This is a genomic window from Shinella sp. 838, from assembly GCF_029623935.1.
Taxonomy (GTDB): domain Bacteria; phylum Pseudomonadota; class Alphaproteobacteria; order Rhizobiales; family Rhizobiaceae; genus Shinella.
In genome coordinates, this window is record NZ_JARSBQ010000003.1 from 474,040 (window position 1) to 493,476 (window position 19,437).

Consider the following 19,437-nt stretch of genomic DNA (forward strand, 5'->3'; position numbering starts at 1 on the left):
CGCCGGAAGAATAGGCTGCAGGGGATTAACCGCGCGTTAAGCCTGCGCCTGCGGCTTTTCGGGGGTATCGGGCGGCTGCGGCCGGCAGACGATCGTCACCAGAACGAAGCTGACATAGAGCAGGAGATACCACGAGCCGAGCTTGGTGAAGGGCACCATGTGCCAGGTCGTCTGGCCCGGATAGAGCCACACCCCCGTCGCCGTGCCGATGTTTTCGGCGATCCAGAGAAAGATGGAGGTGAGGAAGGCCGCGACGACGAGCGGCATCCAGCGCGGCTTCTGCTCCACGGTGTAATAGATGCGCACGCGCCAGAAGAGCAGCACCGTCGCGGCGAAGAGCCCCAGGCGGATGTCGATGATGAAGTGATGCAGGTAGAAATTGACGTAGATGGCGATCGCCAGCAGCGCCGTCATCCAGAAGGGCGGATAATGAGTGAAGCGCATGTCGAAGATGCGGATGGCACGCGCCATGTAGCTGCCGACCGAGGCATACATGAAACCGGAAAACAGCGGCACGCCACCGACACGGATGATCGCCTCCTCCGGGTAGACCCAGGAGCCCATTTGGACCTTGAAGATCTCCATGGCCGTGCCGACGAGGTGATAGATGAGGATGACCTTCGCTTCCTCGAAGGTCTCCATCTTCAGCGTGAGGAACGTCACCTGGATGGCGAGCGCCATCACGAAGAGCGCGTCGTACCGATGGATCGGCCAGTCGGGCTGCCAGACGAGTTTCGTCAGGATGATCAGCCCCAGCATGAGCCCGCCGAAAAGGCAGGCCCAGGCCTGCTTCAGCCCGAAGAGGATGAATTCCGCAAGACCGGGCGGGAACGTCTCAAGCCGGCCGCGGATCAGGCGGCGCAGCGGTTCCAGCGTCGGCCCGGTCTGGTGTTGCCATCCGTTCTGCACGGGCGGCTCAGCTATGGGCGAAGATGTCGGTTTCCTCCCAGCCGAGCAGGTCGAGCTTGGCGCGGGTCGGCAGGAAAGTGAAGCAGGCCTCCGCGTGCGCCAGCCTGCCGTCCCGCACGAGGCGCGCCATCAGCTTGTCGCGCAGGGCATGGAGATGCAGCACGTCGGATGCGGCATATTCGAGCTGCGCCGGCGACAAAGTCTCGGCCGCCCAGTCGGAAGACTGCTGCTGCTTGGAAATGTCGACTTCCAGCATTTCCTTCAGATTGTCCTTCAGACCATGCCGGTCCGTATAGGTCCGCGTCAGGCGCGAGGCGATCTTGGTGCAGAAGACCGGAGTCGTCGTCACGCCGAAGGTGTGGAACAGAACGGCGATATCGAAGCGGCCGTAGTGAAAGATCTTCTGGCGGGCCGGGTCTTCCAGCATCGCGACAAGGTTCGGCGCGTCCTTCTGGCCCGCGGCAATGCGGATGACATCGGCGCTGCCATCGCCCGGCGAAAGCTGCACGACGCACAGCCGGTCGCGGCGCGGGATGAGGCCGAGCGTTTCGGTGTCGATCGCGATCGCGCCGGTATAACGGGCCGCATCCGCCGCCGAGATATCACCTTCGTGATACCGGATTGCACTTGCCATGAAAAACCCCATCTAAGCTGTCTCTGTGTCCGCAGGCCTATAGCGCATGTTTCCGGCCTGCGGTACTTCTTTATGGATTGCGAAGGATCGGCCCCGCTGCCGAAAGATGACATGACGAAACGATTGGTCCTTGCCGCTCTTGCCGCGATGCTGCTTACGCCCGTAGCCAGCGCACAGGTTTTCCATGATCTGCCTGGCGTCGTGACGACCGAGCAGGACGAGGCCGAGGAAGCGGTCTCCTGCTCCCCGCACTATGTGCCGCCGCCGGAAAACAGCACGAAACGCCAATGGGGCCATACGGTCTACAACTGTACGCGTGGCGGTGTGACCTCGAGCGGCAGCTATCTGCCGCTGTCGCGCGAGCGGAGCCTGCGCGGCTACGACTGGTAGCGCGCCCTTTCATGCCCCGACCGTTCCGGCCGGGGTCGTTCATCCGGAGGAGCCATGACCGACGAAAGCCTGCCGCTGGTGATCAGCGCGCCCGAACCGCGCACGCTGGACCTCATCTTCACCCCGGCGGCAGAGGCCGCTTTGCGCCGGGCCTATCGTATTGTCGAGGCCGATCCCGAAGACATAGCCGGGCTTGGCGACGCGGTGCTCGGCCAGGCGCGCTATATCCTCGGACAGCCGCCGCTTTCCGCCGAAACGCTGGCGCGCATGCCGAACCTGCGCGCGATCCTCAATGTCGAGAGCAATCTCCTCAACAACATGCCCTATGAGGTTCTGTTCGAGCGCGGCATCCATGTCGTCACCACTGGCCAGGTCTTTGCCGAGCCGGTGGCCGAACTCGGCCTTGCCATGGCGCTGAACCTTGCCCGCGGCGTGATCGACGCCGATGTCGCCTTCCGCGAGGGGACGGAATTGTGGGGCGGGGACGGCAACCGGTCCGCGCGCCTCCTCTCCGGCTCCGAGATCGGCATCGTCGGCTTCGGTGATCTCGGCCGGGCGCTGAACCGCGTGCTCTCGGGCTTCCGCGCGAAAATCCGTGTCTTCGATCCCTGGCTGCCGCCCTCGATGCTGCGGGATGTCGGGGTCGAGCCCGCCTCGCTTTCCGAGGTGCTGGCCATGAGCGACTTTGTTTTCGTCGTCGCCTCCGTGACAAGCGAGAACAAGGGTTTTCTCGGGGCGGAGGCCTTTGCCTCGATGCGCAAGGGCGCGGCCTTCATCCTGCTCAGCCGGGCAGACGTCGTCGATTTCCCGGCGCTGATGGCGGCGGTCGAGACCGGCCATATCGTTGCGGCAAGCGACGTTTATCCGGAGGAGCCGCTGCCGGCGGACCATCCCGTGCGCCGGCTGAAGGGCTTCGTCCGCTCGGCCCACCGCGCGGGTGCGCTGGACAGCGCTTTCAAGAAGATGGGTGACATGGTCTTGGAGGATATGGCGCTGATGGATCGCGGCCTGCCGCCGATGCGCTGCAAGCGGGCCGAGCGTGAGACGGTCTCGCGCATGCGCTCCAAGCCGGTGAGCGTCAACTGAAACGAAAAGGCCGTGGCGGGGAACCGCCACGGCCTTTTCGCTTTCATGGCGTGCGATCAGGCGCGCTTGATGACCTTGATGAGCACGAGCAGGATCACCGCGCCGATCGTGGAATGAATGATCGCGGCGATGATGCCGCTGCCGAGGCTGACGCCGATGGCCGGAAAGAGATAGCCGGCGATGAAGGCGCCGACGATGCCGACGACGATGTTGCCGATCAGGCCGAAGCCGAAGCCCGAAACGATGAGGCCGGCCAGCCAGCCCGCAATCGCGCCTACGATGAGGAAAACGAGAATGCTTTCAATGCCCATACGATGCTCCCTTAGACAGTCTCATTCTGTCCCTGTTCAATCTGGCAGCCGTTTTCCGGAAAGCAAGAGGGGCTGAAAACTTCTCTTCCGCGGTGTCAGACGATGCCGCCGCCGCCGCCTGCCACCGCCGGCCGTTCGCTCGCCACCTTCGCCCGGTAACCGGCGGCGCGAAACGTCGCGACCGGATCGATCGCGCCGCCCGTCTCCAGCCGCGCCATGGCGAGGATCGGCTCGACATCGGTGCGAAAACCGGCCTTCAGCGTCTCTGAGGCCATCAGCGCGTCGTTCGTCTCCTGGTAACCGGCGAGCGCCGCGCGATCGACGATGAGGCCCTGCGCATAGGCGCGGCAGACCTCCATGGCGCTGCGCATCAGGCTCTCGATCGGGTCGGTGACATTGTGGCTCTGGTCGAGCATATGCGCCGGCGAAAACCCCTCGGTCTGCCGCACTTCCGCATCCACCAGCTCGTTGAAGACGAGGAAGAGGCGATAGGGATCGATCGAGCCGGTGTCGAGATCATCGTCGCCATATTTCGAATCGTTGAAATGGAAGCCGCCGAGCTTCCTGAACTGGATCAGCCGGGCGACGATCATCTCGATGTTGACGTTCGGCGCATGGTGGCCGAGGTCGACGAGGCAATGGGCTTTCGGGCCGAGCTCCTGTGCGATGAGGTAGTTCGTGCCCCAGTCCTGCACGACGGTGGAATAGAAGGCCGGCTCATACATCTTGTGCTCGGTAAACAGCCGCCAATCCTCCGGCAGCTCTTTGTAGATGGCCTTCATCGCGTCGAGATAGCGCTCAAAACTTTTCGTGAAATTCGCCTGCCCTGGAAAGTTCGTGCCGTCACCGATCCACACCGTCAGCGCCTTGGAGCCGAGCGCATTGCCGATGGCGATGCATTCCAGATTATGCTCGACGGCCTGCTGGCGCGTCGCGGCATTGGCGTGCGACAGTGAGCCGAACTTGTAGGAATGCTCCTGCTGCGGCGCATCGGAAAAGGTGTTGGAGTTCATCGCGTCGAAGCCGAGGCCGAGGGCATGGCCCCTTTCTTTCAACGCCTTGAGGTCCGTCACCTTGTCCCAGGGGATGTGCAGCGAGACGGTCGGCGTGGCGCGGGTCAGTTCCTGGATGACGGCGCAATCCTCCAGCTTGTCAAAGATGTTGCGCGGTTCGCCCTCGCCGGGAAAACGCGCAAACCGCGTGCCGCCGGTGCCGACGCCCCAGGAGGGCACCGCCACCGCATAGGCCGCGACCTTTCGCTTCACCGCATCGATATCGACACCGCGGCGGGCAAGCTGTGTGCCGAGATGCGCGTAGTCGCTCTTGAGATCGGCGACCCGCTTGTCGTTTTCGCGCGAAACAACGTCTTCGGAAATCATCGTCATCGGCAAAATTCCTCAGCGCGTGAAGGACTGGGCATTGCCCGCGTCGACATTGATGATGTTGCCGGTCGATTTCGCCGACATGTCGGAGGCGAGGAAGTAGATGGCTTCCGCGATATCCTCCGGAAAGACCGAGAGCTTCAGCATGGACCGCTCGCGGTAATGCGCTTCGAGATCGTCCGTCTTGTAGGTCGCGGCGCGCTGCTCCTTCCATTCACCGGTCCAGATCTTCGAGCCGCGCAGCACGGCGTCCGGGTTCACCACATTGACGCGGATCTGTTCCGAAGCGCCTTCCAGCGCCAGGCACCGGGCAAGGTGGATTTCCGCGGCCTTCGCCGTGCAATAGGCCGAGGCGCCGGGGGAGGCGGCAAGGCCGTTCTTGGAGGCGACGAAGACCACGTTGCCGCCCGCCTTCTGCCGGCGGAAGATGCGGAACGCCTCGCGCGAGACAAGGAAATAGCCCGTCGCGAGAATGCCGATGTTCTTGTTCCACAGCTCCAGCGTCGTGTCCTCGATGACCGCCGAAGAGGCGAGGCCGGCATTGGAGACGAGGATGTCGAGGCCGCCGAATTCCACCAGCGTGTCGGCAAAACTCTTTTCGACGAGCGCTTCGTCGGTGACGTTCATCGAAACCGAGCGCACGACATCCCTGCCGTAGCGGCCGGCAAGCTCGTTTTCCGCCGCGGCGAGCGCCGCCTCGTCGATATCGGCGAGCACCACGCAGGCGCCCTCCGCCATCAGCCGCTCCGCGGTCGCCCTGCCGATACCGCCGGCCCCGCCCGTGACGAGCGCGATGCGGCCGGCCAGGCTCTTGGGCTTCGGCATGCGCTGGAGTTTCGCCTCCTCCAGCAGCCAGTATTCGATGTCGAAGGCCTCCTGCTCCGGCAGGCCGACATAATCGGAAACGCCGGAAGCGCCGCGCATCACATTGATCGCATTGACATAGAATTCGCCGGAAGTGCGCGCCGTTGCCTTGTCCTTGGCGAAGGTGATCATGCCGACGCCGGGCACCAGATAGACCACGGCATTCGGATCGCGCATCGCCGGGCTGTTGTCCCGCTTGCAGCGCTCATAGTAGGCCGCGTAGTCGGCGCGGTAGGCGGCAATCGCATCGGCAAGGCCGGCAAGCGTCCTGTCGATATCCGGCTCTGCCGGGTCGAAATCGACGACCAGCGGGCGAATCTTCGTGCGCAAAAAATGATCCGGGCAGCTCGTGCCGAGGGCCGCCAGCGGCGCAAGGTTTTTCGAGGTCACGAAATCGAGCACGGCCTCACCATCGTCGAAATGGCCGACCTTCTTCTCGTCCCGGCCGATCATGCCGCGGATGACCGGCATCAGCTTTTCCGCAATCGCGCGACGTTCCGTGGCGGGAAGCACCGGCTTCACCGCACCGCCGAAGGCGGGAGCCACGTTGTTTTCCTCGAACCAGCCGATCGCCTTGTTGATGATCTCGACCGTCGTCTCGTAGCATTCCCGGGCCGTATCGCCCCAGGTGAAGAGGCCATGGCTTTCCAGCACCACGCCGCGCGCGCCGGGATTGTCCAGGCAGAATGTTTCGAGCCACAGGCCCAGCTCGTAACCCGGCCGCTTCCACGGCAGCCAGCCGATGTCGTCGCCAAAGATTTTCCGCGTTAGCTCGCGGCTGTTTTTTGCGGCGGCAATCGCGATGATCGCGTCCGGATGCATGTGGTCGACATGTTTCTTCGGCACATAGGCATGCAGCGGCGTATCGATCGAGGCGGCGCGCGGGTTGAGGTTGAAGGTGCAATGGGGCAGGTAACCCACCATCTCGTCCTCATGCTCAACGCCGCGGTAAAGCCCCTTCAGCGCGTTGAGCTTGTCCATGTAGAGCGTGGCGAAGCCGTCCATCCTGATCGTGCCGACATCGCCGCCCGACCCCTTGACCCAGAGCACCTCGACTGCGCCGGCACCGAGCGGATCCGTCTCCATCACCTTCGCCGAGGTGTTGCCGCCGCCGTAATTGGTGATGCGCTTGTCGGAACCCAGCAGGTTGGAGCGATAGAGCAGCCGCTCGGCTTCGCTCATCGTCGACGCCCTGGCGTCATCCCACAGGTTGGCAAGGCGTGCGCCCTGGTTCTTCTCCAGCATCGGCATTTCCTCCCGGTATTTCCTAGGCGCAAGGCTATCGCCGCGCTTGAAGGCATGCTTTCAGATCACATGAGAGCGTCGCCGATGTCAATCAGAAACGATCAAAAACAATCATATTGCGCTGCACAATGAAAAAACATGATTGATCATGATTGACATTGCGCGATCCTGATGGAAGCATTGCCAGCACTGGAGGAGCCATGCACGAGAAGGAAAGACATCGGATCATTCTGTCCGCGGTTCAGGAAAAGCCTGTGGTCACCGTGCCCGAGCTGGTGGACCTGACCGACAGTTCCGAGGCGACGATCCGGCGCGACATCGCGGCGCTGCATGTGCAGAAGAAGCTGCGCCGGGTGCGCGGCGGGGCGGAGGCGTTGCATCCGCCGCAGTTCGTCGGCCTCGCCGGCCGGCCCTTCACGGTCAACGAGACGCTCAACACCCGCCAGAAACAGGCGATCGCGAAAGAGGCGGTGGCGCTCTGCGAGGACGGCGATCCGATCATCATCAACGGCGGCACCACCACGTTCCAGATGGTGCATTTCCTGACCAACCGCCGCATGCAGGTCTTCACCAACTCGTTCAACATCGCCGAGCACCTGCTGAAACACTCGAAGAACACGATCATGCTGTCCGGCGGCACGATCTACCGCGAGCAGAACATCGTGCTCAGCCCCTTCGACAACGATGTGACGCGCAATTTCTATGCGCGCCGCATGTTCATGGGCGCGCAGGGCCTCGGGCCTCTCGGCCTGATGGAGGCCGACCCGCTGCTGATCCAGGCGGAGCAGAAACTGATCGACCAGGCGGACGAGCTGGTCGTGCTGGTCGACTCCACGAAATTCCGAAAACGCTCCAGCCTCATCCTGTGCGGGCTGAAGCGCATCGCCACCATCATCACGGATTCGGGCATCGAGGACAGGGACGCCGCGATGCTGGAGCAGGCCGGCGTCAACCTGATCGTCGCGAATGTCCAGGCCGACACCAAGACTGGGAATGCACCCTCTTCGGCGTGAGGCCGGAGTTTTGATTTCACTGGGAGGAGAAGTCGTGAAAATTCTGAAGACACTGCTCATGACGGCGGCCGTTTCGGTCGCGCTGATCGCCAACACCGCGCAGGCGGAAACGAAAAAGATCGCCCTCGTCGTCAAGGCGCTCGGCATCGGCTTCTTCGAGGCGGCCAACAAGGGCGCCCAGGAAGCCGCCAAGGAACTCGGTGACGTCGAGGTCATCTATACCGGCCCGACGACGACGACCGCGGAAGGCCAGATCGAGGTGATCAATTCGCTGATCGCCCAGAAGGTCGACGCCATCGCCGTTTCGGCCAACGACACCAATGCGCTGGTGCCGGCCCTCAAGAAGGCGATGGACCGCGGTATCAAAGTCATCTCCTGGGATTCGGGCGTCGCGCCCGAGGGCCGCTCGATGCACCTCAACCCGTCGTCGAACCCGCTGATCGGCAACATGATCATCAAGCTCGCCGCCGACAACCTGCCCGAGGGCGGCGACGTCGCCGTGCTCTCGGCGACCGCCACCTCGACGAACCAGAACACCTGGATCGCCGAAATGAACAAGGTGCTCGGCAACTACAAGGGCATCAACGTGGTCGCCACCGTCTATGGCGACGACCTTGCCGACAAGTCCTATCGCGAGACGCAGGGGCTCATCCAGTCGCATCCGAACCTGAAGGCGATCATCGCGCCGACGTCGGTCGGCATCGTCGCCGCCGCGCAGGCCGTCACCGATGCCGGCAAGATCGGCCAGATCAACGTCACCGGCCTCGGCCTGCCCTCGGAGATGGCCGGCCATGTGAAATCCGGCGCCTCCAAATCCTTCGCGATCTGGAACCCGATCGATCTCGGCTATTCGGCGACGATGATCGCCTACGACCTGATCGGCGGCGCGGAAGCCAAGCCCGGCGCGGAACTCAAGATGGGCCGCATGGGCACCGTCAAGCTCGACGACAACAACGAAGGCGCCATGGCCGATCCGTTCGTCTATGATGCCAAGAACGTCGAGGAATTCGCCAAGATCTTCTGATCTGGCGTTCTGACTGGAGACTGCCCCTCATCCGGCCTGCCGGCCACCTTCTCCCCGTAAACGGGGAGAAGGAAACCTGGCCGCACCGCCTCTGTTCCCTCTCCCCGCCTGTGGGGAGAGGGCTAGGGTGAGGGGCAATTCCCCCCGCTATGCTCGCGAACGAGCACGACAATCCAACCGGTGGACCGAGACTTGCTGCAGGACACGACCACATCGCGGATGAAGCCCGCCATCGCACTCGAGGGGATTTCGAAGAGTTTCCCCGGCGTGCGCGCGCTCGCCGAGGTCTCGCTCGCGCTCTATCCGGGCTCGGTGACGGCGCTGGTCGGCGAGAACGGGGCGGGCAAGTCGACGCTGGTCAAGATCCTCACCGGCATCTACCAGCCCGATGAGGGCACCATCCGCGTCGACGGTGTGGAAACCCATTTCCCGACCGCCAACGCCGCGGCGAAAGCCGGCGTCACCGCCATCCATCAGGAAACCGTGCTGTTCGACGAACTGTCGGTCGCCGAGAACATCTTTTTGGGCCATGCCCCCCGCACCCGCTTCGGCCTTCTCGACTGGAAGACGATGAACGCGAACGCCCGCGCGCTGCTTGCCCGCGTCGGTGCCGATCTCGATCCGTCGATCCGCCTGCGCGATCTCGGCATCGCCAGCAAGCACCTCGTCGCCATCGCCCGCGCGCTCTCCATCGACGCCCGCGTCGTCATTATGGACGAGCCGACGGCGGCCCTTTCGCACAAGGAAATCCACGAACTCTACGACCTGGTCGACCGGCTGAAGGCCGACGGCAAGGCGATCCTCTTCATCAGCCACAAGTTCGACGAGATTTTCCGCATCGCCGATCGCTACACGGTGTTTCGAGATGGCTGCATGGTGGGCGAGGGGCTGATTTCGGAGGTGACGCAGGACGATCTGGTGCGCCAGATGGTCGGCCGCGACGTCGGCCAGGTTTTCCCGAAGCAGGATGTCGCCATAGGCGAGCCTGTTCTCACCGTTTCCGGCTACCGCCACCCGACCGAATTCGAGGACATCAATTTCGAGCTGCGTCGCGGCGAGATCCTCGGCTTCTACGGTCTTGTCGGGGCGGGCCGTTCGGAATTCATGCAGGCGCTGATCGGCGTCACGAAACCGTCGGCCGGCGCGATAAGACTGCATGGCGAGATCAAGGTCATCCGCTCGCCGGCGGAAGCCATCGAAGCCGGCATCGTCTATGTGCCGGAGGAGCGCGGCCGGCAGGGTGCGATCATCGGCCTGCCGATCTTCCAGAACGTCACGCTGCCCTCGCTCTCGCGCACCTCGCGCTCCGGTTTTTTGCGCATGGCGGCGGAATTCGCCCTGGCGCGGGAATACACCGCGCGGCTCGATCTGCGCGCCGCCTCGCTCGACCAGGATGTCGGCACGCTCTCCGGCGGCAACCAGCAGAAGGTGGTGATCGCCAAGTGGCTGGCCACGCGGCCGAAAGTCATCATCCTCGACGAGCCAACCAAGGGCATCGACATCGGCTCCAAGGCCGCCGTGCATGCCTTCATGAGCGAACTGGCCGCCTCGGGCCTCAGCGTCATCATGGTCTCCTCGGAAATCCCGGAGATCATGGGCATGGCGGACCGGGTTATCGTCATGCGCGAGGGCCGCATCGCCGGCCGTTTCGAGCGCGCGGATCTGACGGCGGAAAAGCTGGTGCGCGCCGCTGCCGGCATCGAGGAGGCCGCGTGATGAAGCTTTTGCTGAAGAACCGCGAAATGCTGCTGGTCGTCGCGATCCTCGCGCTGGTGACGCTGATCGCCCTCCGTTTCCCGCCCTTCGTGACGCCGGGCAATCTCGCCAATGTCTATAATGACACGTCGATCCTGATCATCCTCGCGCTCGGCCAGATGGCCGTCATCCTGACGCGCTGCATCGACCTCTCGATGGCGGCGAATCTTGCCCTATCGGGCATGGTTGCGGCGATGATCAATGCCGCCATGCCCGGCCTGCCGATCCCGCTGATCATCCTTGTCGCCATGGCGCTCGGCGCGCTACTCGGCTCGGTCAACGGCCTGCTTGTCTGGAAACTCGATATCCCGCCCATCGTCGTGACGCTCGGCACGCTCACCATCTATCGCGGCCTGATCTTCCTCCTCTCCGGCGGCGCCTGGATCAATGCGCACCAGATGAGCGACGCCTTCAAGGCATTGCCGCGCACGACGCTGCTCGGCTTTCCGCTGCTCTCCTGGCTGTCGCTGGTCATCGTCGCGCTGATGCTCGTGGTGATGCGCTTGACGCCGCTCGGCCGGGCCTTCTTCGCCGTCGGCGGCAATCCGCATGCCGCCGTCTATACTGGCATCGATGTCGGCCGCACGCGCTTTCTTGCCTATTGCCTGTCCGGCACGCTCGCCGGCCTCTCCGGCTATCTCTGGGTCTCGCGTTATGCGGTTGCCTATGTCGATATCGCGGCCGGCTTCGAACTCGATATCATTGCGGCCTGCGTCATCGGCGGCGTGTCGATCGCCGGCGGCATCGGCTCGGTCGGCGGGGCGGTGCTCGGCGCGCTGTTCCTCGGCGTCATCAAGAATGCGCTGCCCGTCATCAACATCTCGCCCTTCGCCCAGATGGCGATTTCAGGCACGGTCATCATCATCGCCGTCGCCGTGAACGCCCGCGCTGAAAAGCGCAAGGGCCGGGTGATCCTCAGGAAAGCGGAGGCGGCCCATGGCTGAGACCCCGATGGTGGCGCGCCACATCCCTGACCGGCTGGAAGGCCGCGGCGCCCGCCTTGTGAAAAGCTGGGAAACGCTGCTCGTCGCCGTGGCGCTGGCGATCTTCCTCGTCAATTCCTTCGCCTCGCCCTATTTCCTCGATCCGTGGAACCTGTCCGACGCGACCTTCAACTTCACAGAAAAGGCGATGATCGCCTTCGCCATGGCGCTGGTCATCATTTCGGGCGAAATCGACCTCTCCGTCGCCTCGATCATCGCGCTCACCTCCACCGTGATGGGCTTCGCCGTGCAGCTCGGCTTCGACACGCCGGCGCTGGTTTTGATCGGCCTTGCCGCCGGCCTCCTTTGCGGGGCGTTCAACGGCCTGCTGGTCACCGGCCTTGGCCTGCCCTCCATCGTCGTGACGATCGGCACGATGAGCCTTTTCCGCGGCCTTTCCTTCGTCATCCTCGGCGACCAGGCGTTCACCGGCTATCCGGCCAGCTTCTCGTGGTTCGGACAGGGCTATGTCTGGTGGGTCTTCTCGTTCGAGTTCTGCCTCTTCGCGGCACTCGCCGTCATCTACGGCGTGGTGCTGCACAAGACGAATTTCGGCCGCGCCGTCTACGCCATCGGCAACAACCAGACGGCTGCGCTGTTCTCCGGTGTGCGCGTCGGCCGGGTGAGATTCGTGCTCTTCCTGTTGACCGGCCTGATGGCGGCGATCGCCTCGATCTGCCTCACCGCGCGCCTCGGCTCGACGCGGCCCTCGATCGCGCTTGGCTGGGAGCTGGAGGTGGTGACGATGGTCGTGCTCGGCGGTGTCAACATCCTTGGCGGCTCGGGCACCATCCCCGGCGTGGTGCTGGCGGCGCTGATCATGGGCATGGTCACCTTCGGCTTCGGCCTGCTCAATGTGCCCGGCATCGTCATGTCGATCTTCATCGGCCTGCTCTTGATCTCCGTCATCGCGCTGCCGATCCTCTACCGGCGTTTTCGCGGGAGCCGTTGAGCCATGGAAAAATACGCGTTTCGCATGCGGCTGAACCCCGGCATGGCAGCCGAATACAAGGCACGGCACGATGCGATCTGGCCGGAACTGTCAGCGCTTTTGAAGGGGGCGGGCATTTCCGACTATTCCATCCATCTCGACGAGGAGACGAACCTGCTCTTCGGCGTACTCTGGCGGCGCGACGACCACGCGATGGCGGACTTGCCCAACCATCCCGTCATGCAGCGCTGGTGGGTGCATATGGCCGATATCATGGAGACGAAGCCGGACAACGAACCCGTCGCCGTGCCGCTCGTCACCGTCTTCCATATGGAATGAGCCGATGAAGACCATCGCCGTCGTTGATATTGGCAAGACGAACGCCAAGGTGGTGCTCGTCGATGGCGAGGATTTTCGCGAGGTCGCCGCCCGCACCATGCCGAACGGCGTGGTGAACGCCGCGCCCTATCCGCATTTCGACACGGAAAAGCTCTGGGCCTTTCTTCTGGAAAGTTTTGCCGCGCTGGGCCGCGAGCGCCCGATCGATGCCATCTCGGTCACCACGCATGGCGCGACCGTCGCGCTGGTCGGGGAGGACGGCGACCTCGTCCTGCCGGTGCTGGACTACGAGCATGACGGCCCGCAGGCGGTTGCGGAAGCATACCGCGCCATCCGCCCGCGCTTTGAAGACAGCGGGACGCCTGTCCTGCCCGTTGGGCTCAACGCCGGCCTGCAAGTCTATTGGCAGTCGAAGGCGTTTCCGGACGCTTTTGCCAAAACGCGCTGGCTGCTGATGTATGCGCAATACTGGTCCTTCCGCCTCACCGGCATCGCTGCCAGCGAGGTGACGTCGCTCGGCTGCCACGCCGATCTCTGGGAGCCGCGCAAGGGCCGCTTCTCCAGCCTTGTGGAAAGCCAGGGCTGGACGCGCTTGATGCCGCCGGTCCGCAAGGCCGGCGACGTGCTCGGCCCGATCCTTCCGGAGATCGCGGCGGCGACGGGCATCAAGCCGGATGTGCCCGTTCATTGCGGCATCCATGATTCCAACGCCTCGCTGCTGCCCTACGTGCTGACCCGCACGGGGCCCTATGCCGTCGTCTCCACCGGCACCTGGGTGGTGGTGATGGCGATCGGCGCGCGGCCGGTCGCGCTGGACGAGGCACGCGATACGCTGATCAACGTCAACGCACTCGGCGATCCGGTGCCGTCTGCCCGCTTCATGGGCGGCCGGGCCTTCTCCGTGCTCGGTGGCAAGTCCGGCGATCTGCCATCCGCTGCCATCGTCGAGGTTTTTCGCAGCGGTGCCATGCTGCTGCCGTCGCTGCCGGCGGAATCCGGGCCATTCCCCGGCCGCAGGGCAACCTGGACCGTGCCGCGCGAGGATCTGGGCGAGGATGCGGCCCAGGCTGTCATCGCCTTTCACCTCGCCCTGATGACGGCGACCTGCCTCGATCTGATCGGCGCGGAAGGATCTGTCATCGTCGAGGGGCCGTTTGCGGCCAACCGGGCGTTCCTGATCATGCTGGAGGTGGCGACGGGGCGCGCGGTGCTCTCCGGCGGCAGCGCGACGGGCACGAGTGTCGGCGCGGCCTGCCTTGCCGTGGGCAGGGCGCCGGAGCCCGCAATGGCGTCGGTAGAGGACAATTTGCCCGAGGGCGCGGCGGATTATGCGGCGCGCTGGCGCAAGCTCGCTTGCGAAGGGTGAAGACCGCTCAGAAAACCCGGACCTTGGCCGGCACGCGGCCCGCATCGATATCGAGCAGCAGGTAGATGGCGGCGAGCGTTGCGGAAGCAATCACGATGGCGCCCAGTGCCAGAACAATCATTGTCCGTTCCTCCTGACATCATTGTCAGTCTATGCTTCCACCCTACGCGCGCGAGCTTGTGCGAGGCTGACGCTACGTCGGGTCGTTTTAATTTTAGCAAAGCCATAAGCAGGCCATGAACCATTAACCTTCAGGCAAGGAATTAACCATAAACATTGGGACTACACGTCGGAATGGGAAATTCGCCGTTTCTCACCCAGGCATGATGCCGAACCGCCGTACCGGATCTGAGCCGGTATTCGAGTTTCACAGAATTCGATCATGGATCGTCGGCTGGCCACGGCTTCGGCCACCGCCTCTCCATGCGAAAGTTCAGCGGCTGCCCCAAGGGCTGCCGGGCGTCATGGGTTTGGGAGCATACGCGTGCAGGAAATGCCGGCAGAACAGGCTCGAACGGGACAGGCGGCCAGCCTGCGCGACCGTTTGCGCTTTGCCGGCGTCGAGGCCGCCCAGGGCGATACCCTCCGCCGCCATCGCCAGACGCTCGAACGGCATGTCGAAACGGCGCTCCGCGACCTCTTCCAGCGTTTCCAGACCTTTCCCGATGCCGCCCGCCATTTCCAGAGCGAGCGCCAGATCGACCGGCTGCATGACCTCCAGAGTTCCCACTGGAGCGTCCTGACCGACGCGCGGTTCGACGGCCTCTATGCAGAGCGTGTGAAAGTCCTCGCTGACAGCGAAAGCCAGATGGGCCTTGACCCGCGCTGGCGCATCGCCGGCCATTCGATCGTCGTCGAGACGGTCGTCAACGGCCTCATCGAGGAATATTGGCCGAAATCCATCCTGCCCGGTGCGGGAAAAGCCCGCCGGCAGGAATTGACCGACCTCATCTCCGCTTTTCTCCGCACGGCGATGGTCGATGCGGAGATCGGCGTTTCGCTGCGTTTCAACGAGCTGCGCCACGCCCACCACCGCGCCCTCGGTGAACAAAGACAGCAGGACCGCGCCGAACTCGACCGCGTCTTCGGCGAGACGATCCGCAGCCTTTCCGCACTTGATTTCTCCGCCCGCGTTTCCGGCGAGATGCCGGATGCCTGGCGCGACATGGCCGAGACGCTGAACGGCGCGCTCGACGAGATCCAGTCCCGCCTCACGTCCGCCGCCGACCGGGCGAGCGAAAGCGATCGTCTCGTCGGCACGCTCGCCTCCGGTGCCGGCGCGCTCTCGGCTCGCTCGGCTGAGCAGTCGGCGAACCTGATCGAGACGGCCAATGCGCTCGGCACCATCGTCGAGCGCGTGCGCCAGACGCTCGGCGAGACGCGCAAGGCGCAGTCCGCCGCCGCCGCCACGCAGGCTTCGGTGGCCCTTTCCGGCAGCATCGTCGGCGAGGCGATGTCGGCCATGGCGGATATCGAGGCTTCGGCGGAAAAGATCGGCCAGATCATCGGCGTCATCGACGAGATCGCCTTCCAGACCAATCTTCTGGCGCTCAATGCCGGCATCGAGGCCGCGCGCGCCGGCGACAGCGGCCGCGGCTTTGCCGTCGTCGCACAGGAAGTGCGGGCGCTTGCCCAGCGTTCGGCGGATGCGGCGCGCGAGATCAAGCAGCTCGTGACAGGCACCAAGGCGCAGGTCGAAACTGGCGTCGAGCATGTGCATCGCACCCAGGATGCGATCGGCAACATCGTGCGCCAGGTCGAGGGCATCAACGAAGCCATTACCGGCATCGTGCGTGAAAGTGCGGCCGATGCCGAAGGGCTCGACGGCGTAACGGCCGATATCGGTCGTGCCGGCCGCGCGCTTGAGGCGGATGCCGCGGATGCGGGCCGCGTCGGCAACGCCGGTGGCGACCTGCACAAGGTCATTCTCGAACTCGGCCGCACGGTCCGCGAGTTCCACGTTTCCGCGCAGCGTGATCTGCGCCGTCCGGTACAGCCTGTTTCCGCGCAAACGCGCGCGGTACCGGAACGCGGCGAGACGGAGACCTCTCCCCTCGAATTTCTGACGGCCCGCGCCGTCGGCTTTGGAGGTTGAGATGGCGGCAAGACGGCCACGGCACTGGTTTTCGACGGCGCGCAGCCGGATTTCGGAAGGAAGTCATCCGCCCGTCGCTCCGGACAGCGGAGCGGCGATTTTGGTGAGACGCAGAGACTGTTTCAAACAAGGAACACGGTAATGGCGAGCAAGAAAGCCGCTCAGAAAAGTTTAAGCCTTGCCCCCGTTCTCGATCTCAACGAGGCGACGGCGCTGCACCAGCAGCTCATGGGCCTCAAGGGCAGTCCGCTCGTCATCGACGCCTCGGCGGTCGAGCGCGTCGGCGCGCTCTGCGCCCAGGTCCTGATGGCTGGCGCCAAGAGCTGGGAAGAGGACAGGCAGCCTTTTACCTTCGGCAAGGTGTCCGACCCTTTCATGAAGACAATGCAACTTATCGGTGTGAATATTGATCACTTGCTGGCACAGGAGGCTAGGCAATGAAGAAAAAAGTCCTGACCGTGGATGATTCCCGGACGATCCGGAACATGCTTCTGGTCACGCTCAACAATGCAGGCTTCGAGACCATCCAGGCCGAAGACGGCGTCGAGGGTCTGGAAGTGCTGGAAAACGCCAACCCAGACGTTATCGTCACCGACATCAACATGCCGCGCCTCGACGGTTTCGGCTTCATCGAGGGTGTACGCCGCAACGAGAAGTACCGGGCGATCCCGATCCTCGTGCTGACCACCGAAAGCGATGCCGAGAAGAAGAACCGCGCACGCCAGGCCGGTGCCACGGGCTGGATCGTCAAGCCTTTCGATCCGACCAAGCTGATCGACGCAATTGAGCGCGTAACCGCCTAAATTCACGAATCCAGGATTGCTCCCGATGGATATGAACGAAATCAAAGAGATCTTTTTCCAGGAGTGCGAGGAGCAGCTCGCGGAACTGGAATCAGGCCTCTTGAAGCTGAACGACGGCGACCGCGACCCGGAAACGGTGAATGCCGTGTTCCGCGCCGTGCACTCGATCAAGGGCGGTGCCGGTGCCTTCGGCCTCGACGATCTCGTCTCCTTCGCCCATGTGTTCGAGACGACACTGGATTGCGTTCGATCCAACAAGCTGGAGCCCACCCAGGACGTCTTGAAGGTCATGCTGAAGTCCGCCGATGTCCTGGCGGATCTGACCAATGCGGCCCGTGACGGCGGAAGCGTCGACGAGGCCCGCAGCCGGACCCTCATCCGCGAACTCGAGGCGCTTGCCCATGGCGAAGCCCCGGCCGCTGCCGAAGCGCCTGCGCCAAAACCCGCAGCCGCTGCCCCCAGGGCGGCCGCGCCGACACCGGTCGTCGAAAAGCCCGCGGTCAACGACGAGGGTTTCCAGCCGATCCCCTTCTCCTTCGGTGATTTCGACGACGAGCCTGCCGATCACTACGTGCCGACCTGCCAGGTCGTCTTCAAGCCGAAGAAGGATCTCTACGCCAAGGGCAACGAGGCCGTGCTCCTCCTGCGCGACGTCTCCCGCCTCGGCGAGATGAGTGTCTATTGCGACATGGACAGCCTGCCGCCGCTCGACAAGATGAACCCGGAGGAAGCCTACTTCTCCTGGAAGATCTCGGTCACGACGGACAAGGGTGAAGACGGTGTGCGCTCCGTCTTCGAATTCGCCGAATGGGATTGCGACCTCGACATCCACACGATCGAGGAAGAAATGGTCGGCGATGCCGCCGACGACGAAGAGCTGCCGATGCAGCCGGTTCCCTTCGATCTCTCGATCCTCGACGAAGGCGGGCCTGCCGTCGAGGAGCCGGCCGTCATGGAGAGCGATGCCGCCGCGGCCGTTGCCGCGGCCGAGACCGCCACCAAGGTGTCGCAGGTCGCAAGCCGCGCGGCCGAAAACGCCAAGGCCGCTGCCGCATCCGCCGCCAGCGCCGCCCAGGCCAACCAGGCCGCCGCCGCCGGCCAGACGATCCGCGTCGATCTCGACCGCGTCGACCGCCTGATCAACCTCGTCGGCGAACTCGTCATCAACCAGGCGATGCTCTCGCAGAGCGTCGTGGAGAACGACACCAACGGCACGTCCTCCATCAATATGGGTCTCGAGGAGCTGCAGCAGCTCACCCGCGAGATCCAGGATTCGGTGATGGCCATCCGCGCGCAGCCGGTGAAGCCGGTCTTCCAGCGCATGGCGCGTACCGTCCGCGAAATCGCCGACATCACCGGAAAGTCGGTCCGCCTTATCACCGAGGGCGAGAACACCGAAGTCGACAAGACCGTCATCGACAAGCTGGCGGAACCGTTGACGCACATGATCCGCAACGCGGTCGATCACGGCCTCGAAATGCCGGAGAAGCGTGAAGCGCTCGGCAAGAACCCGGAAGGCACGGTTCGCCTCACGGCAAAACACCGCTCGGGCCGCATCGTCATCGAGCTTGCCGACGACGGCGCCGGCATCAACCGTGAGAAGGTGCGCCAGAAGGCCATCGACAACGACCTGATCGCAGCCGATGCAAATCTTTCGGATGAGGAAATCGACAACCTGATCTTCCACGCCGGCTTCTCGACCGCCGACAAGGTATCGGACCTGTCCGGCCGCGGCGTCGGCATGGACGTCGTCAAGCGTTCCATCCAGGCGCTCGGCGGCCGCATCTCGATCTCCTCGAAGCCGGGGCAGGGCTCCGTCTTCACCATGAGCCTGCCACTGACGCTCGCCGTGCTCGACGGCATGGTGGTCACGGTCGCCGGCCAGACGCTCGTCGTGCCGTTGACGGCCATCGTCGAGACACTGCAGCCGGAAGCCTCGGCCATCCACTCCTTCGGCGCCTCGCAGCGGCTCATCTCGATCCGCAATTCCTTCTGCCCGCTGGTGGATGTCGGCCGGATTCTCGATTTCCGCGCCACGCAGGCCAATCCGATCGAGGGCGTCGCTCTGCTCGTCGAATCGGAAGGCGGCGGGCAGCGCGCCCTCATGGTCGATGCCATCCAGGGCCAGCGCCAGGTGGTCATCAAGAGCCTGGAGGCCAACTACACCCACGTGCCCGGCATCGCCGCCGCCACCATTCTCGGCGACGGCCGCGTGGCCCTCATCCTGGACGTCGATGCGGTGGTTGCCGCCTCGCGCGGCCAGTCCTTGAGACAAGACATCTCGCTTGCTGCCACCGGTTAAGACGC

The 19,437-nt window shown here is 64.0% G+C and carries 18 protein-coding genes; 13 read left to right on the forward strand and 5 right to left on the reverse strand.

All coding sequences use genetic code 11. The features are described 5' to 3' along the window. Nucleotides 1-36 precede the first annotated feature (36 nt). Nucleotides 37-909, reverse strand: coding sequence for a DUF817 domain-containing protein (locus P9A16_RS13815; RefSeq protein ID WP_443021658.1), 873 nt, complete (start codon nucleotides 907-909; stop codon nucleotides 37-39). A 7-nt stretch (nucleotides 910-916) separates the two neighbouring features. Then, nucleotides 917-1,543: a ribonuclease D gene (locus P9A16_RS13820; protein ID WP_037405183.1), complete on the reverse strand. Its 627-nt coding sequence runs from the start codon at nucleotides 1,541-1,543 to the stop codon at nucleotides 917-919. 111 nt (nucleotides 1,544-1,654) lie between these two features. Here P9A16_RS13820 and P9A16_RS13825 point away from each other — a divergent pair, with 111 nt between their 5' ends. Both P9A16_RS13825 and P9A16_RS13830 read left to right on the forward strand, forming a co-directional pair. Continuing rightward, nucleotides 1,655-1,933 carry a hypothetical protein gene (locus tag P9A16_RS13825; RefSeq protein WP_037405160.1) on the forward strand — a complete coding sequence of 93 codons (279 nt, stop codon included), beginning with the start codon at nucleotides 1,655-1,657 and terminating at the stop codon, nucleotides 1,931-1,933. Between the two features lie 54 nt (nucleotides 1,934-1,987). Continuing rightward, on the forward strand, nucleotides 1,988-3,019 hold the full coding sequence (locus tag P9A16_RS13830) for a hydroxyacid dehydrogenase (protein WP_023514123.1): 1,032 nt from the start codon (nucleotides 1,988-1,990) through the stop codon (nucleotides 3,017-3,019). A gap of 56 nt (nucleotides 3,020-3,075) precedes the next feature. Here the strand turns inward: P9A16_RS13830 and P9A16_RS13835 are convergent, their stop codons facing one another. The 3 genes from P9A16_RS13835 to P9A16_RS13845 all read right to left on the reverse strand — a co-directional run bounded on the left by P9A16_RS13835 (nucleotide 3,076) and on the right by P9A16_RS13845 (nucleotide 6,821). Then, entirely contained in the window at nucleotides 3,076-3,330 is a 255-nt protein-coding gene (locus tag P9A16_RS13835) for a GlsB/YeaQ/YmgE family stress response membrane protein (protein ID WP_024270520.1), read from the reverse strand. 95 nt (nucleotides 3,331-3,425) lie between these two features. Continuing rightward, nucleotides 3,426-4,715 carry an L-rhamnose catabolism isomerase gene (rhaI, locus tag P9A16_RS13840; RefSeq protein ID WP_024270519.1) on the reverse strand — a complete coding sequence of 430 codons (1,290 nt, stop codon included), beginning with the start codon at nucleotides 4,713-4,715 and terminating at the stop codon, nucleotides 3,426-3,428. Between the two features lie 12 nt (nucleotides 4,716-4,727). Next, a complete protein-coding gene (locus P9A16_RS13845; protein ID WP_023516432.1) occupies nucleotides 4,728-6,821 on the reverse strand; it encodes a bifunctional rhamnulose-1-phosphate aldolase/short-chain dehydrogenase in 2,094 nt (697 codons plus the stop codon). 200 nt (nucleotides 6,822-7,021) lie between these two features. On the opposite strand from P9A16_RS13845, the gene P9A16_RS13850 reads away from it, so the two are divergent. The 11 genes from P9A16_RS13850 to P9A16_RS13900 all read left to right on the forward strand — a co-directional run bounded on the left by P9A16_RS13850 (nucleotide 7,022) and on the right by P9A16_RS13900 (nucleotide 19,432). Beyond that, on the forward strand, nucleotides 7,022-7,834 hold the full coding sequence (locus P9A16_RS13850; protein WP_023514582.1) for a DeoR/GlpR family DNA-binding transcription regulator: 813 nt from the start codon (nucleotides 7,022-7,024) through the stop codon (nucleotides 7,832-7,834). A gap of 34 nt (nucleotides 7,835-7,868) precedes the next feature. Then, nucleotides 7,869-8,858 (forward strand): rhamnose ABC transporter substrate-binding protein, encoded by a 990-nt coding sequence (gene rhaS, locus P9A16_RS13855; RefSeq protein ID WP_023514583.1) that lies wholly within the window; start codon nucleotides 7,869-7,871, stop codon nucleotides 8,856-8,858. A gap of 219 nt (nucleotides 8,859-9,077) precedes the next feature. After that, on the forward strand, nucleotides 9,078-10,574 hold the full coding sequence (locus P9A16_RS13860) for a sugar ABC transporter ATP-binding protein (protein WP_037407016.1): 1,497 nt from the start codon (nucleotides 9,078-9,080) through the stop codon (nucleotides 10,572-10,574). After that, the gene (locus P9A16_RS13865; RefSeq protein ID WP_037407014.1) at nucleotides 10,571-11,557 is read left to right on the forward strand and encodes an ABC transporter permease; all 987 of its coding nucleotides are present in this window, start codon (nucleotides 10,571-10,573) and stop codon (nucleotides 11,555-11,557) included. Before P9A16_RS13860 ends, P9A16_RS13865 begins: the two co-directional genes overlap by 4 nt. After that, nucleotides 11,550-12,548 (forward strand): ABC transporter permease, encoded by a 999-nt coding sequence (locus tag P9A16_RS13870; protein WP_023514586.1) that lies wholly within the window; start codon nucleotides 11,550-11,552, stop codon nucleotides 12,546-12,548. The genes P9A16_RS13865 and P9A16_RS13870 overlap by 8 nt, the downstream gene beginning before the upstream one ends. Before the next feature lie 3 nt (nucleotides 12,549-12,551). Continuing rightward, nucleotides 12,552-12,866, forward strand: coding sequence for an L-rhamnose mutarotase (gene rhaM / locus P9A16_RS13875; RefSeq protein ID WP_023514587.1), 315 nt, complete (start codon nucleotides 12,552-12,554; stop codon nucleotides 12,864-12,866). Nucleotides 12,867-12,870: 4 nt separating this feature from the next. Beyond that, a complete protein-coding gene (locus P9A16_RS13880; protein ID WP_023514588.1) occupies nucleotides 12,871-14,232 on the forward strand; it encodes an FGGY-family carbohydrate kinase in 1,362 nt (453 codons plus the stop codon). 493 nt (nucleotides 14,233-14,725) lie between these two features. After that, nucleotides 14,726-16,327 carry a globin-coupled sensor protein gene (locus P9A16_RS13885; protein ID WP_278025739.1) on the forward strand — a complete coding sequence of 534 codons (1,602 nt, stop codon included), beginning with the start codon at nucleotides 14,726-14,728 and terminating at the stop codon, nucleotides 16,325-16,327. A gap of 141 nt (nucleotides 16,328-16,468) precedes the next feature. After that, the gene (locus P9A16_RS13890) at nucleotides 16,469-16,768 is read left to right on the forward strand and encodes an STAS domain-containing protein (RefSeq protein ID WP_024270517.1); all 300 of its coding nucleotides are present in this window, start codon (nucleotides 16,469-16,471) and stop codon (nucleotides 16,766-16,768) included. Then, on the forward strand, nucleotides 16,765-17,130 hold the full coding sequence (gene cheY1, locus P9A16_RS13895) for a chemotaxis response regulator CheY1 (RefSeq protein ID WP_024270516.1): 366 nt from the start codon (nucleotides 16,765-16,767) through the stop codon (nucleotides 17,128-17,130). Before P9A16_RS13890 ends, cheY1 begins: the two co-directional genes overlap by 4 nt. A gap of 25 nt (nucleotides 17,131-17,155) precedes the next feature. Further along, nucleotides 17,156-19,432 carry a chemotaxis protein CheA gene (locus P9A16_RS13900; RefSeq protein ID WP_278025731.1) on the forward strand — a complete coding sequence of 759 codons (2,277 nt, stop codon included), beginning with the start codon at nucleotides 17,156-17,158 and terminating at the stop codon, nucleotides 19,430-19,432. Nucleotides 19,433-19,437 lie beyond the last annotated feature (5 nt).

Bases quoted from the DNA above. Each gene is read 5' to 3' on its own strand.
- P9A16_RS13820 (WP_037405183.1), bottom strand. From the start codon at position 1,543: ATGGCAAGTGCAATCCGGTATCACGAAGGTGATATCTCGGCGGCGGAT.
- P9A16_RS13825 (WP_037405160.1), top strand. From the start codon at position 1,655: ATGACGAAACGATTGGTCCTTGCCGCTCTTGCCGCGATGCTGCTTACG.
- P9A16_RS13830 (WP_023514123.1), top strand. From the start codon at position 1,988: ATGACCGACGAAAGCCTGCCGCTGGTGATCAGCGCGCCCGAACCGCGC.
- P9A16_RS13835 (WP_024270520.1), bottom strand. From the start codon at position 3,330: ATGGGCATTGAAAGCATTCTCGTTTTCCTCATCGTAGGCGCGATTGCG.
- rhaI (WP_024270519.1), bottom strand. From the start codon at position 4,715: ATGACGATGATTTCCGAAGACGTTGTTTCGCGCGAAAACGACAAGCGG.
- P9A16_RS13845 (WP_023516432.1), bottom strand. From the start codon at position 6,821: ATGCTGGAGAAGAACCAGGGCGCACGCCTTGCCAACCTGTGGGATGAC.
- P9A16_RS13850 (WP_023514582.1), top strand. From the start codon at position 7,022: ATGCACGAGAAGGAAAGACATCGGATCATTCTGTCCGCGGTTCAGGAA.
- P9A16_RS13860 (WP_037407016.1), top strand. From the start codon at position 9,078: ATGAAGCCCGCCATCGCACTCGAGGGGATTTCGAAGAGTTTCCCCGGC.
- P9A16_RS13870 (WP_023514586.1), top strand. From the start codon at position 11,550: ATGGCTGAGACCCCGATGGTGGCGCGCCACATCCCTGACCGGCTGGAA.
- rhaM (WP_023514587.1), top strand. From the start codon at position 12,552: ATGGAAAAATACGCGTTTCGCATGCGGCTGAACCCCGGCATGGCAGCC.
- P9A16_RS13880 (WP_023514588.1), top strand. From the start codon at position 12,871: ATGAAGACCATCGCCGTCGTTGATATTGGCAAGACGAACGCCAAGGTG.
- P9A16_RS13885 (WP_278025739.1), top strand. From the start codon at position 14,726: ATGCCGGCAGAACAGGCTCGAACGGGACAGGCGGCCAGCCTGCGCGAC.
- P9A16_RS13890 (WP_024270517.1), top strand. From the start codon at position 16,469: ATGGCGAGCAAGAAAGCCGCTCAGAAAAGTTTAAGCCTTGCCCCCGTT.
- cheY1 (WP_024270516.1), top strand. From the start codon at position 16,765: ATGAAGAAAAAAGTCCTGACCGTGGATGATTCCCGGACGATCCGGAAC.
- P9A16_RS13900 (WP_278025731.1), top strand. From the start codon at position 17,156: ATGGATATGAACGAAATCAAAGAGATCTTTTTCCAGGAGTGCGAGGAG.